Here is a 13,711-nt window from a genome sequence, read left to right on the forward strand (position 1 = left end):
AATATTAAAGATAGCGTTAATTTTATTTATTACGCTAAATTATTTAAGACTTTTCTTAAATAAAAAATGATGTTTAATTCATTAATTCATCAAATAAAATGTTATGGTGTTTCGTAGATTTGTATTAGAAAGATAATAAGTAAAAATTATTATAAATAAGATTAACTTGTTGTTTTTAACCGCATTTAAGTGGATAAAATAATTCTACAAATTTTAAAAGTAAATTTTATAATATGAGTTAAATATGAAATACCGCCTATTTTTAGGCAACATTTGTTAATTTAGTGTTATCATAATGATGTATTATAAGTTGCATAACGATTTCTATATTTTCAGCTTAATAAATTAAGATCTATCTTAATATAATGTGTAAATCTTAAGAATGTAGTTAGTATTTAATTAAGTAATTAAAACAGAAATAAGTGGTGTATTTAACATGTCATAAATACGTAGTTTACTTATTATGTTAATCAGCATGGATGTTGAATTAAGCTATCAGATTAGAGAATTCATTTATTGAATACTAAATATATTAGCCAGTTAGCGTGAAACAGTGGCTTTTATTACGTATCTGTGGCAATTAAGGATAAAACAAATAAAAAGGGGTAAAAGTGGGTGTTAATGTCAGAAAGTACACACTAATAGGACTAATCATAGTATTAGCTATTCTTTCATTTATTGCATGGAGGTGGGTATTTCCCCAACCTCAATACGCTCATGTCGTTTCGGCTACGCCTATTAAATCGACCGTTTTTGTGACAGAAGAGTATTGTCATCGAATTGGCTTACCGACACCTTTTACACCAGAAAAATTGTCACGATTTCACCCAGCAGAGCAAGAATGCCGAGTGTTTTATATGATTGAAGCACTCAATAACAGTAATATTGCTAATTTCCCTTATCCTCAATTTAAAGAGTGCATCCCGATTTATCGTCAAGAGCGTAGAATTGTGGGTTATGATGTGCTTTATACTATCGATGGAACACCAGGCAAAGTCCGTACCACGTTTAAACCTGGTGAAATTATCGCGTTAGATTCTGATGGTAGGCTGATTTTAGAACAAGAACCTTATTGTTCTATGAATGAAAAAGTACCTTGTCGCAAAGAGTAAACTTATCAATAGAACAAACCTAAGAATATAAAAAGAAAGGCGTAATAAAGTGACTTTGATTACGCCTTTTTGTTGATTCAATAACCGCTAGAGTGCGGTTATTTTATGCTCATTAAATGCACTTAACATATCATCAATAAAAGTGAGTCGTTTTTCACGCTCAGTTAAATCAGTAATAAATTTCAGTTTTGAAGGGCCATCTAAGCGGAAAATAGCAGGTTGCTCTTGAAGTAGACTGATTAAATATCCTGGATCAACCTTATTCTTTTCACCAAACTCAATAAATCCACCTTTATCATGGGCTTCAATTCGAGTGATACCCAAGCTCATTGCACTTAAACGAATAGCCGCATTACGCAGTAGATAACGCCCTGCATCAGGCAGCTTACCAAATCTATCAATTAACTCTGCTCTTAGATCATTAAGCTCTGTTACATCAATGGCACTGGCAATTCGTTTATAGAATGAAAGTCTGACATTTACATCAGGAATATAATCATCCGGCAACAAGACTGGCATTCTTAATTCAATTTCAGTTTGTTGATTGGTGAGATCTTCAAGTGATGGCTCTCTACCTTCTTTAAGCGCTTCTACTGCACTTTCTAGCAATTCCATATAAAGTGAGAAACCAACAGTATTCATTTGACCGCTCTGTTCTTCTCCTAATAATTCACCTGCACCTCGAATTTCTAGATCATGAGTTGCTAATGCAAAACCTGCACCCAGATCTTCCAGTGAAGCAATCGCTTCTAAACGTTTATGAGCATCCTTTGTCATTGCTTTAGGATGTGGCGTCAGCAAATAAGCATAAGCTTGATGATGAGAACGACCTACACGACCACGTAACTGATGTAATTGCGCTAAGCCAAAGTGATCTGCTCGTTCAATAATAATGGTGTTCGCGCTAGGTATATCGATACCTGTTTCAATAATTGTGGTGCAAAGTAACACATTAAAACGTTGGTGATGGAAATCATTCATCACACGCTCAAGTTCACGTTCACGCATTTGCCCGTGACCAATGCCAATACGCGCTTCAGGAACGAGTGCAGCTAGTCTCTCGCGGGCTTTTTCGATATTTTCAACATCGTTATACAAGTAATAAACTTGTCCACCACGCAATGTCTCACGCAAGATAGCTTCACGTACTACTAAGTCGTCATATTCTCGCACAAAGGTTTTCACCGATAAGCGACGTGCTGGTGGTGTTGCAATAATGGAAAGATCACGCATACCACTCATTGCCATATTCAATGTACGAGGAATTGGCGTTGCTGTTAGCGTTAAAATATCGACATTAGCACGCATGGCTTTTATACGCTCTTTATGGCGAACACCAAAACGGTGCTCTTCATCGACAATTAATAGCCCTAAATCTTTCCACTGAATATTAGGTTGAAGCAATTTATGTGTACCAATGACAATATCAACGGTTCCTTCAGCCAGTTTTTCTGTAATTTGCTGTTGCTCTTTTGCGCTACGAAAACGCGAGATCATCTCAATGTTAACGGGCCAATTAGCAAAACGATCACGGAAATTATCAAAATGTTGCTGAGCCAATAGGGTAGTTGGCACTAAAATAGCGACTTGTTTATTGTTGTTAACGGCAAGAAATGCAGCGCGCATCGCCACTTCTGTTTTACCAAATCCGACATCACCACAGACGAGTCTATCCATTGAAATGGCTTGGCACATATCGCTAAGTACAGCATTGATTGCCATTTCTTGATCAGGTGTTGTTTCAAAAGGAAAGCTTTGGCGGAATGATTGGTACTGCTCTTTATCCATTTTAAAGGCAAAGCCTGTTTTTACTTCGCGTTGAGCATAAACATCTAATAACTCTGCTGCGACATCACGCACTTTTTCAGCGGCTTTTTGGCGCGCTCTTACCCATGCATCGCCACCCAATTTATGTAGTGGGGCATTTTCATCTGCACCACCAGAATAACGACTAATCAAATGCAGTGATGAAACAGGCACATAAAGCTTGTCATTACCCGCGTAACTTAACATCAAGTATTCAGCTTTAACGCCACCCGCTTCTAGTGTTGTCATTCCTTGATAGCGACCAACACCATGTTGAAGATGAACAACGGGTTGTCCTATGCTTAATTCAGCAAGGTTACGAATTAATGTATCTGTATTAATTGCACGGCGATTGTCTTGGCGACGACGATTAACTCGTTCACCTAACATGTCACTTTCACAGATCATGGCTAATTGACGATGGTTATCAATAAATCCATGTTCAGCAGCACCAATGATAAAGTAAAAACCTTTCTCTTGAGCATCAGATAATTCAATGATCTGCTTGGGCGCTATTTTTATGCGCGATAAAAGCTCTTGTACGGTTTCGCGTCGTCCTTCACTTTCAACAGAGAAAATAACGCTGCCTGAAAATTGTTCTTGGAATCGACGTAAGTTATCTAAAGGTGATTTGCTTTGCGCGTTAATCGATAAATCAGGAAGAGGTTGATAGCCTAAATTGGTCTGTCCTGCCTTTTCTGGCAACGTTTCTGTTTTAAGTTGAATACGAGGCCACTGTTTTAACTCTTTATTAAATTTATCAACGTTCAGCCAAATATCATCAGGTGGTAACAGGGGGCGCATAGGATCAACGCGACGGCTTTCAAAACGTTGATTAATGTCTTGCCAAAATTTTTCTGCAAAATCTTGTAGATCTTGCGTCACTATCAATGTGTTTTTAGGGAAATAAGCAAATAAGTTAGATAAAGGCTGTTCAAAAAACAGGGATTGCCAATATTCAATTCCCGTTGGCAAGATGTGTTTACTGACTTGCTGATAAATATGTTCTGGATCACGTCTTACGTCAAACCGTTCACGCCATTGGCTACGGAAAGTTTCTATCGCATTTGCATCTGTGGGGAATTCATGCGCAGGCAATAAATTAATTTGATCAACTTCAGCTAATGTTCGTTGTGTATCGACATCAAAAGTACGCAGGCTATCTATTTCGTCATCAAAAAAATCAATACGATAAGGAAATTCACTTCCCATCGGAAATAAATCTAATAATGCCCCACGCGTTGCGTATTCTCCATGTTCTAATACTTGCTCAACATGACGATATCCCGCTTCATCTAATGTTTTACGTAAATTATCACGAGAAAGTACCTCTCCTTTTTGCATTACCAACGCATGACTTGCGAGATAATCCGTAGGGCAGACTTTCTGCATTAACGTATTGACAGGTAAGATTAAAATTCCCTTGAGAAGTGATGGAATACGGTATAGCGTAGAAAGGCGGTTTGAGATGATCTCTTGGTGAGGTGAAAAACTGTCGTATGGCAGTGTTTCCCAATCCGATAATGTCTCTACTGGATAATCACAAAACTGACGGATTTCATCTTGTAAACGCAATGCATTTTGCATATCACGAGTAACAAGAACGACTAATCCAGAGTGACGTTTGATGATCTCTGCACATTCTAGAGCGCAAGCGGCACCAGTCAGTTGACCTAGCTGACGAGTATCCCCTTGTTTTATAGGAAGTTGATAACGATATTCTGAGGACATAAGCGTGTAATGTGAACTCTTTGTTGTAGTTAACTCCCAACACATCTTTAGCTTAATGGCTAAAGCTTAAACTGGCGGGCAGGTTAAGATAAAAGAAAAACCACAGTTTGGGAATAGAGTGGTTCCATTCAGTAAGACTACCCTTTATTATCCCTGAACACTTCGCATTAGCAACAGGAACAGCACAGATTTCATGTACAATTCTGTCTCATTTTATATAGGGCTCCGTTATATGCGGGGTCGTGCGGTCGATAAATTCGGTCGCTTCGTCTCATGGCTATCCGCTTTAGGGATTATGTTAGGTGTAGCGGCACTGATCACAGTGACTTCTGTCATGAATGGCTTTGAACGTTCATTGCAAGAAAGCATTCTTGCTTATATTCCACAAGCCATTGTGACATCACCTAGCGGACAATTACCCCGCGATCCAAATATAGCTGAAAGATTACTGACGCGTGAAGGTATCATAAACGTTACCCCTTTAGTAGAAGGTGATGTTGTTTTGCAAAGTAAAGACAATATCAGCGTTGGTGTCATGCTGGGTATAGAAAAAGCGCAAGATGAACCTTTAACGAAACATATTCGTTATGGCGATTTTTCTATGCTGAAAGCGGGGGATTATGGTGTCATTTTAGGCAGTGGTCTTGCTAAACAGTTAAAAGCAAAAGAAGGAGATAGCATCCGCCTTATTGTGCCAAGTGTAAGCCAATTAACGCCAATGGGAAGATTACCTAGCCAACGGTTATTTACTGTTAAAGGCATTTTCCAAAGTGGTGGCGATGCAGATGCCTCTCAAATCTTAGTTAATCAGCAAGATGCGGCACGTTTAATGCGTTATCAGCCAGGTAATATTACAGGATGGCGTCTTTTCTTTACTGATCCTCTCAATATTGAAAAATACAGTGCACAATCTTTAGATAAAAATCTAAGTTGGAGAGATTGGCGCGAACGTAAAGGTGAATTTTTCCAAGCCGTTAAAATGGAAAAAAATATGATGGGATTATTATTAAGCTTAATTATAGCAGTGGCGGCTTTTAATATTATTACTTCACTTTCTTTGTTGGTCATGGAAAAACAAGGTGAAGTCGCTATTTTGCAAACGATGGGTTTAAAACGCTCTCAGATTATGTCCATTTTTATGCTACAAGGGGCAGGTGCAGGTATTTTAGGGGCGGTAGCTGGTGGTCTGTTAGGCGCATTACTCTCAAGTCAATTAAACGTCATTATGCCGGCGGTAGGACTTATTCCTCAAGGTGTGGAATTGCCCGCAACACTTGATTGGGGACGCGTCTTTATGATTGGTTTCTCCGCTATTATCATTTCCCTTTTATCCACTTTATACCCGTCTTGGCGGGCCGCGGCTATTCAGCCAGCAGAGGCGCTACGTTATGAGTAATTCTTCTTTGAATAAACAACCCATGGCATCAGAAAAACAAATGCAAATTAATAAAGATGGTTTATTGGATTGCCACGCCCTATGTAAACAATACCAAGATGGTTCTATTTCCACACAAGTGCTGAAATCAGTCTCTTTTAAAATGGATAAGGGCGATTTTCTTGCCATAGTGGGAAGTTCAGGCTCTGGAAAAAGTACCTTATTACATTTGTTGGGTGGATTAGATTCACCCACATCAGGCGAAGTCTTTTTTAAAGGGCAATCACTTAATAAATTATCTTCTTCTGAAAAGGCTGATTTACGTAATAGCCAATTGGGTTTTATTTATCAATTTCATCATCTATTACCTGATTTTACCGCACTTGAAAATGTTGCTATGCCACTGATGATTGGTGGCACGAGCGCTTCTGTGGCGAAAGAAAAAGCAATGTCTTTACTTGAAGCGGTTGGGTTAAAGGATCGCGCTCATCATCGTCCTTCAGAGCTTTCTGGTGGTGAGAGACAACGCGTTGCGATTGCGAGAGCATTAGTGAACGATCCTGCATTAGTCCTTGCCGATGAACCAACGGGTAATCTAGACCAGAAAAACGCAGAAGGGATTTTCGAATTGTTGATTAAGTTAAACAAAGAAAAACAAACTGCTTTTCTGGTTGTAACGCATGATTTATCACTGGCTGCTCGTTTTCAGCGCCAACTTGAAATGAAAGATGGTCAACTACAGTCACAAAACGCAATTTCAGGAGTGAAATAATGGCGCAATTGCCACTTGCATTAGTGACCGCATTACGTTTTTCAAGAGGGCGAAAACGTGCGGGAATGGTTTCTTTAATTTCAGTTATTTCAACACTGGGCATTATGCTTGGGGTTGCCGTCTTAATTATTGGTCTAAGTGCCATGAATGGCTTTGAGCGTGAATTAAAAAACCGCATTTTATCAGTGGTGCCTCACGGACAAATTTATTCAGTAGAACAGCCATTTGTACAATGGCAATCAGCATTACCTCGTATTGAAAATACCCAAGGTGTTGTCGCTGCTGCTCCTTATATTTTACTTACTGGATTGTTAGAAAAAGGAACAGAATTAAAGGCAGTGCAAGTCATGGGTGTCTCACCTGAAAAACAAGGTGATATCAGCCTATTGCCTCGATATGTACAAAACAATGCATGGCAAGATTTTAAGGCCGGTAAGCAACAAATTATTATCGGGCAAGGTGTTGCCGATGCATTGAAAATAAAACAAGGTGATTGGCTCACCGTGTTAATCCCTAATAATGACGATCCTACTAAATTATTACAGCCTAAACGTATCCGTTTACAAGTGAGTGGTATCTTTAAATTAAGTGGGATGCTCGATCATCAATTAGCCTTAATTCCTTTAGCCGATGCTCAGCAATATATGGATTACGGGCAAGGTATTACAGGAATTGAAGTGAAAACGGTTGATCCTTTTTTCGCGAATGAAATTATTCATAATGCGGGATTAAACAGTAAAGAATATGTCTATGCTAAAAGCTGGATAAGTGACTACGGCTATATGTATAGCGATATTCAGATGATCCGTAGCATTATGTATTTATCGATGATCTTAGTGATTGGTGTCGCTTGTTTTAATATTGTTTCAACGCTGATTATGGCGGTAAGAGATAAAAGTAGTGATATTGCTATTTTACGAACGTTAGGTGCGCGAGATAGCCATATTCGTAATATCTTTTTATGGTACGGTTTATTATCAGGCATGATTGGTTGTGTCGCAGGTGTGATATTGGGTGTCTTGGTTGCTTATAATTTAACGCCATTAGTGTCTGTTATTGAATCATTAACGGGACACAGCGTGTTGTCTGGCGATGTTTATTTCGTTGATTTTCTACCTTCAGAAGTTCATTTAATTGACGTTTTCTCTGTATTTATTACCACTGTGATCTTAAGCCTGATTGCAAGTTGGTATCCTGCACGCCGAGCCACTAAACTAGATCCTGCAAGAATTTTAAGTGGACAATAAGTTTATTGACATACACAGAAGAAAAAACGCTTAAACTAGTGAAGATAAGAAACGCGATATTTAAATTTGAAAACCAAGGATTGTAATGATGAAACTTAAACTTCGTCATCGTCGGTTTAGAAAGTTTCGTAAAATTAAAAGTTTACGTAGACAACATTCACGTTGTCGCTATTTTCATCTAACCCATAAAACGGAACATGAAATGAATTTACCCAAAGTTGTCGTATTAACAGGGGCTGGCATTTCGGCTGAATCAGGAATTAAAACATTCCGATCAGAAGATGGATTGTGGGAAGAGCATCGCGTTGAAGATGTTGCAACACCTGAAGGTTATCAACGCAATCCCCAATTGGTTCAACAGTTTTACAATGAACGTCGTCGCCAATTGCAACAGCCCTCTATTCAACCTAATGAAGCGCATTATGCATTAGCGAAGTTAGAGCAACGTTTAGGTAAAGACAATTTTTTACTGGTTACGCAAAATATTGATAATTTGCATGAAAAGGCAGGTAGTAAACATATTTTGCATATGCACGGTGAATTGCTAAAAGTGCGTTGCCCTCAATCTCGCCAAGTCTTTGAGTGGAAAGGGGACTTAGAAACAACCGATCGTTGTCATTGTTGCCAATTTCCATCGCCATTACGCCCACATATTGTCTGGTTTGGTGAAATGCCAATTGGTATGGAAGAGATTTATCACGCTTTGGCTGAGGCTGATATTTTTATCTCTATCGGTACATCTGGAAATGTTTATCCAGCAGCTGGTTTTGTCCATGAAGCTCGGTTAACAGGCGCTCATACCGTTGAATTAAATCTTGAACCCAGTTTGGTTGAAAGCCAGTTTGAAGAAAAACATTATGGTCCTGCAAGTCAGGTCGTTGATGAATATGTTCATAAATTGTTTGAATTAATTAATGATCCTAAAGCTGATTTGACGCAATAATTATTTTATAGAGTTCCCTATTATTGTTCTTAGAGAGATCTTAGGGGGCAAAATGGATAAATTATTAGAACGTTTTTTTGAATATATTAATTTTGATACACAATCAAAACCATCTTCAAAAATGTCACCAAGCAGTGATGGACAATTAAAACTTGCCAAGGCATTGGCTCAAGAATTAAAAAAACTGGGCTTTTCTGATGTAATGCTCAGTGATAAGGGATGTGTAATGGCAAGTTTACCATCCAATGTATCTTGGCCAGTGCCAGTGATTGGCTTTATTTCGCATCTTGATACATCTCCTGATTTTTCAGGAAAACATGTAAAACCACAAGTTCTTGAAGATTATCGTGGTGGCGATATTGCGTTAGGTATTGGTGATGAAGTGTTATCGCCGGTTATGTTCCCAATTTTACATTCAATGATTGGTAAAACATTAATTACTACAGACGGCAAAACGTTATTGGGTGCGGACGACAAAGCGGGTATTGCTGAAATTATTACAGCGATGGTGCGCTTAAAAGAAACGAATCGACCGCATGGGGATATTCGTATTGCTTTCACTCCTGATGAAGAAATTGGGCGTGGTGCGCATTATGTAGATTTAAAAGCATTCGGTGCAAGCTGGGCTTATACCGTTGATGGTGGTGGTGTTGGCGAATTGGAATATGAAAACTTCAATGCCGCATCCGTGAATATCAAAATTGTAGGTAACAATGTTCATCCGGGTAGTGCCAAAGGGGTGATGGTTAATGCATTAGGATTAGCAACACGCATTCATCAAGAATTACCGGTTGATGAAACACCCGAAAATACCGACGGTTATGAAGGTTTTTACCATCTGCAAAGTATCAAAGGTTCAGTAGAAAGAGCGGAAATGCATTATATTATCCGTGATTTTAATCGTAACTTATTTGAAAAACGCAAACAGAATATGATTGCGATTGCAGAGAAAGTCGGGAAAGGGCTACATCCTGATTGCTATATTGAGCTAACGATTGATGATAGCTATTACAATATGCATGATAAAGTTGTTCAATTCCCTCACATCATTGAAATAGCCAAACAAGCCATGATTGATTGTGATATTGAGCCAAATATCAAGCCTATTCGTGGTGGTACAGACGGCGCTCAACTTTCTTACCGCGGATTACCTTGCCCTAATATTTTTACAGGCGGTTATAATTTCCATGGTAAGCATGAATTTATCTCTTTAGAAGGCATGGAAGCAGCGGTGAGTGTGATTATGCGTATCGCTGAAATTACGGCTGAAAGAGAAAAGGCGAAAGTGATTAGCTGATTAAGCCAAATAAGATAAAAGTAATAGCCGATATATCGGCTATTACTTTTTAGTAAAGAGAATATCTTAAATTTGTTTATTTACGTTTTTTGTAATCTTGTTCAATAGGCAATTTCCAACCTCCCAACCGCTCTCTTTTTCTGCTGAGTTAATGAATGATTTTACATATTATTCACTATTAAACTTTTAATATAGGCTTAATATTAATAACTCCTTGAGAAATTGAATTTTCTGATTTTCTATTATAATTAAAGAGATGTGAATAAATATAATATAAGGATATTGAATGGAAAACATAACAGAAAAATTATTAAAACCTGTAATAGAAGATCAACTAAGCTTTCATCAAAAGGAAGTAATTAAACAATCTGAGCAGCAATCGTTTATTATTATTTTTAGTTATTTTCTAATAACTTATTTAATCTCATTTTCTCTTTATGCGACAAATAGCAAACATACATTACTACTTTTTTTCTTACAAAGTACATTTTTTGTTGTTATTCCTTTTCTCTTTAAAAATACAAGAATACTTCTAAAAGAAGCAATAAGTTATTTAATCCGTTAGATTTTAAAATAAGATTTATTTTTAATATTTATTAATAAAAAAAGCCCTGCAGCAATATATCAGGGCTTTATAACTTATAATTGAAAGTTAGTGATAATTAATCTTCAAAATACCAATAACCTTGATTAACTAAGTGTGTTAATAAACGCACAAACTTCGGATCAGATAATGCCTCACCTAAGTGTTGTTTATCAATATAATCATATTGGCAAAGCGCATCAGCCGCTTCGATATAATCAGTATTTATCAACTCACCATTAACAAAACAGCTATCACCAACACGTAACGCACGAATACCATTTAAACGGTGAAGTTGCTCGCCTTGTTGCAGTAAGTCATGAATTTCTGCGTTTTCATATAAAGGTTCTGGAACTGCAAGATCAAGCTCATGACGAGATTGAGAAATAAACTCACCAAACCAATGACGGAATACTTCTGGTTGAGCAAGTAGATCTTCCATCATGGCATGAAGTTTATTCAACTCTTGATGTTGTACTAATGCAGGGTTTTCACGCGGAGTTAGATCCGGATCGCTATAACGATAGCTGCCTAAATCATTTGCTAGCACATAGTCAGCGAAACCACTGAAAAGCTCACGAGCGTTAGGCGATCTGAAACCAACAGAGTAGTTTAGTGATTCTTCAATCGCATAGCCTTCATGTGGAAATCCTGGTGGGATATAAAGAATATCACCCGGTTCTAATTCTTCATCAATAATTGCTTCAAAAGGATCAACTTGAAGCAGATCAGGGTGAGGGCAGTGTTGTTTCATTGGGATTTTTTCACCCACACGCCAACGACGACGACCTTGTCCTTGAATAATAAAGACATCATATTGATCAAGGTGTGGACCTACACCACCACCGGGAACAGAATAAGAGATCATTAAATCATCAATGCGCCAATCGGGTAACACACGAAATGGCTTCATTAATGCCGCACTAGGAAAATGCCAGTGATCGACGGCTTGTACAAGTAAAGACCAATCTTTATCACCGAGTCCTTCAAAGTGCTCGAAAGGCCCATGTTTGACTCCCCATTGTCCGTCTTGACAGCTAACAAGACGGCTATCTACTTCATCTTCCATTGCAAGACCAGCAAGTTCGTCAGGAGATAAAGGATCAACAAAACGAGAGAAGCCGTTTTTAATTAATAAAGGGCGTTTTTGCCAATGGCTTTCGAGGAATGATTGCCAATCTAAATTAAGTTTATAGTCCATTGTGTATATCCTGAATTCGGGAAGCCTAAAGCCATAGTATAATGAATTCTAGTTTCCTGCTAAACATTCCTTTGAGCAATGTGAGTAATAGCGAGTAACACGATAATAACTGAACAGATATCATGCATAACGCCATATATTTAGCGGTAATTTAAAAAAGAGTTTCTTATCAGCAATGATTATTCACGCTCAGTCGTCAGTTGTTGCTCAGCAAAGATTACGGTGATACGAGCGCCGCCTAAAGGGCTATCCGTAATAGTAATTTCACCACTGTATTGTTCAATAATATCAACTGCAATAGATAATCCTAATCCTTGCCCAGAACGCAGAGTATCTGCTCTTGTTCCTCGTTGGAAAATGGCCTCTCTTTTTTCAGGGCTGACGCCCGGGCCGTCATCATCAACAATAATCATTACACTATTTTCATTATTGCTAACATTGATTTCAACAAATTCTAAGCAGTATTTACAGGCGTTATCAAGAATATTACCCATCACTTCCATAAAATCATTTTTCTCACCTAACCACATGATTTCAGGTGAAATATTAAGTGTTAAATCAACACCTTTTGACTGATAAACCTTACTTAATGCACTACAAAGATTATCCAGTAATCCTGACAGTGAATGGAGTTTTCGCGTGGTAATATCGTGATCACCATGAATGGATGCTCGGTGCAGATAATAACCGACTTGTTGGGAAATTCGTTCTATTTGATCAAGCATAATTGGTTCGGCTTGCTCTATCGTCATCTGTTTGCCCGAACGTAAAGAGCGTAATGTGGATTGCAACACGGCAAGTGGTGTTTTTAAGCTATGGGTAAGATCAGATAAACTTGTGCGATATTTACTATAACGACTGCGTTCATTACGTAATAACACATTTAAATTTCGGACTAAGCCTTTTAACTCGGTTGGCGGGTTTTCATCCAAATCATTGCGAATTCCTTTTTCTAAGGCACTGATTTGTTCTATTACTTGCTTTATAGGTCGTAAGCTCCAATGTGCAGCTAACCAAATTAAAGGTACAACTAAGAATAAATTAGCGAGAATAATATATAAGAACCAATCCCAAACTTGACTGGCTTTTTGCATACGCTGAGGAATAGGATCGATAACCGCGATCGCCATAGAAGGCATATTATCAGCGGCAGGATAATGATTAATCACAACGGAGTGAGTTAAAAACTCATTACTGGTGTATTCTTCAAGGCGTTTGAGATAAACACGATATTGCGGTAATTGCTTTAACATTAAACGTGTTGTTTTGATATCGACTGAGATCTCAAATAAGCCTTCTTCATGACGCCACTTATGTTTAATGCTATCCGCAATGGCTTTAGGTAAATCGGGAGGCGTCCATAATACATTACCTTCATCATCAAAAATAATTACCAACGAGGTGGTGTTATTATTAAGATTTGTTGGAAACTCAATATTCAGCTTACCCTTGTTCCACTGCGCTAAGCTGTAGTAAAGATTACTTTGACTACGCATCAGCATAAAAGTGGTTTTATCCACACTGACAATCGAACCGACAATGGCAACTAACCCATAAGAGAGCGTAAGTGCCAAAATTATGGCACTAGTTGCAAGCAAAAAACGTGTTCGTAATGAGAATGGAGAGCGCTGTTTTTTTTGCATA

At 38.1% G+C, this 13,711-nt stretch carries 10 protein-coding genes; 7 read left to right on the forward strand and 3 right to left on the reverse strand.

The features are described from left to right. Positions 1-611: 611 nt before the first annotated feature. Positions 612-1,112, forward strand: coding sequence for a flagellar biogenesis regulator UmoD (gene umoD / locus BTA34_RS05525; protein ID WP_151434812.1), 501 nt, complete (start codon positions 612-614; stop codon positions 1,110-1,112). Between the two features lie 87 nt (positions 1,113-1,199). Here the strand turns inward: umoD and mfd are convergent, their stop codons facing one another. Beyond that, positions 1,200-4,649, reverse strand: a complete 3,450-nt coding sequence (gene mfd / locus BTA34_RS05530) for a transcription-repair coupling factor (RefSeq protein ID WP_151434813.1) — start codon at positions 4,647-4,649, stop codon at positions 1,200-1,202. 193 nt (positions 4,650-4,842) lie between these two features. Between mfd and lolC the strand changes: the two genes are divergently transcribed. The 6 genes from lolC to BTA34_RS05560 all read left to right on the forward strand — a co-directional run bounded on the left by lolC (position 4,843) and on the right by BTA34_RS05560 (position 10,848). Further along, positions 4,843-6,045, forward strand: a complete 1,203-nt coding sequence (gene lolC / locus BTA34_RS05535; RefSeq protein ID WP_151434814.1) for a lipoprotein-releasing ABC transporter permease subunit LolC — start codon at positions 4,843-4,845, stop codon at positions 6,043-6,045. A gap of 40 nt (positions 6,046-6,085) precedes the next feature. Beyond that, positions 6,086-6,796 carry a lipoprotein-releasing ABC transporter ATP-binding protein LolD gene (gene lolD, locus BTA34_RS05540; RefSeq protein WP_408633989.1) on the forward strand — a complete coding sequence of 237 codons (711 nt, stop codon included), beginning with the start codon at positions 6,086-6,088 and terminating at the stop codon, positions 6,794-6,796. Next, complete coding sequence (gene lolE / locus BTA34_RS05545; RefSeq protein WP_151434815.1) at positions 6,796-8,043, forward strand: lipoprotein-releasing ABC transporter permease subunit LolE; 1,248 nt, start codon at positions 6,796-6,798, stop codon at positions 8,041-8,043. Before lolD ends, lolE begins: the two co-directional genes overlap by 1 nt. Before the next feature lie 85 nt (positions 8,044-8,128). Next, positions 8,129-8,986: a Sir2 family NAD+-dependent deacetylase gene (gene cobB / locus BTA34_RS05550; protein ID WP_151434816.1), complete on the forward strand. Its 858-nt coding sequence runs from the start codon at positions 8,129-8,131 to the stop codon at positions 8,984-8,986. 52 nt (positions 8,987-9,038) lie between these two features. Next, the gene (pepT, locus tag BTA34_RS05555) at positions 9,039-10,283 is read left to right on the forward strand and encodes a peptidase T (protein ID WP_151434817.1); all 1,245 of its coding nucleotides are present in this window, start codon (positions 9,039-9,041) and stop codon (positions 10,281-10,283) included. 286 nt (positions 10,284-10,569) lie between these two features. After that, entirely contained in the window at positions 10,570-10,848 is a 279-nt protein-coding gene (locus tag BTA34_RS05560; protein WP_151434818.1) for a hypothetical protein, read from the forward strand. A 97-nt stretch (positions 10,849-10,945) separates the two neighbouring features. Here the strand turns inward: BTA34_RS05560 and BTA34_RS05565 are convergent, their stop codons facing one another. Both BTA34_RS05565 and phoQ read right to left on the reverse strand, forming a co-directional pair. Continuing rightward, complete coding sequence (locus BTA34_RS05565; protein ID WP_151434819.1) at positions 10,946-12,067, reverse strand: cupin domain-containing protein; 1,122 nt, start codon at positions 12,065-12,067, stop codon at positions 10,946-10,948. A 179-nt stretch (positions 12,068-12,246) separates the two neighbouring features. Then, on the reverse strand, positions 12,247-13,710 hold the full coding sequence (gene phoQ / locus BTA34_RS05570) for a two-component system sensor histidine kinase PhoQ (protein WP_151434820.1): 1,464 nt from the start codon (positions 13,708-13,710) through the stop codon (positions 12,247-12,249). Between the last annotated feature and the right edge of the window lies 1 nt (position 13,711).

The sequence above is a fragment of the Proteus sp. CD3 genome (assembly GCF_008808075.1).
GTDB lineage: Bacteria > Pseudomonadota > Gammaproteobacteria > Enterobacterales > Enterobacteriaceae > Proteus > Proteus appendicitidis.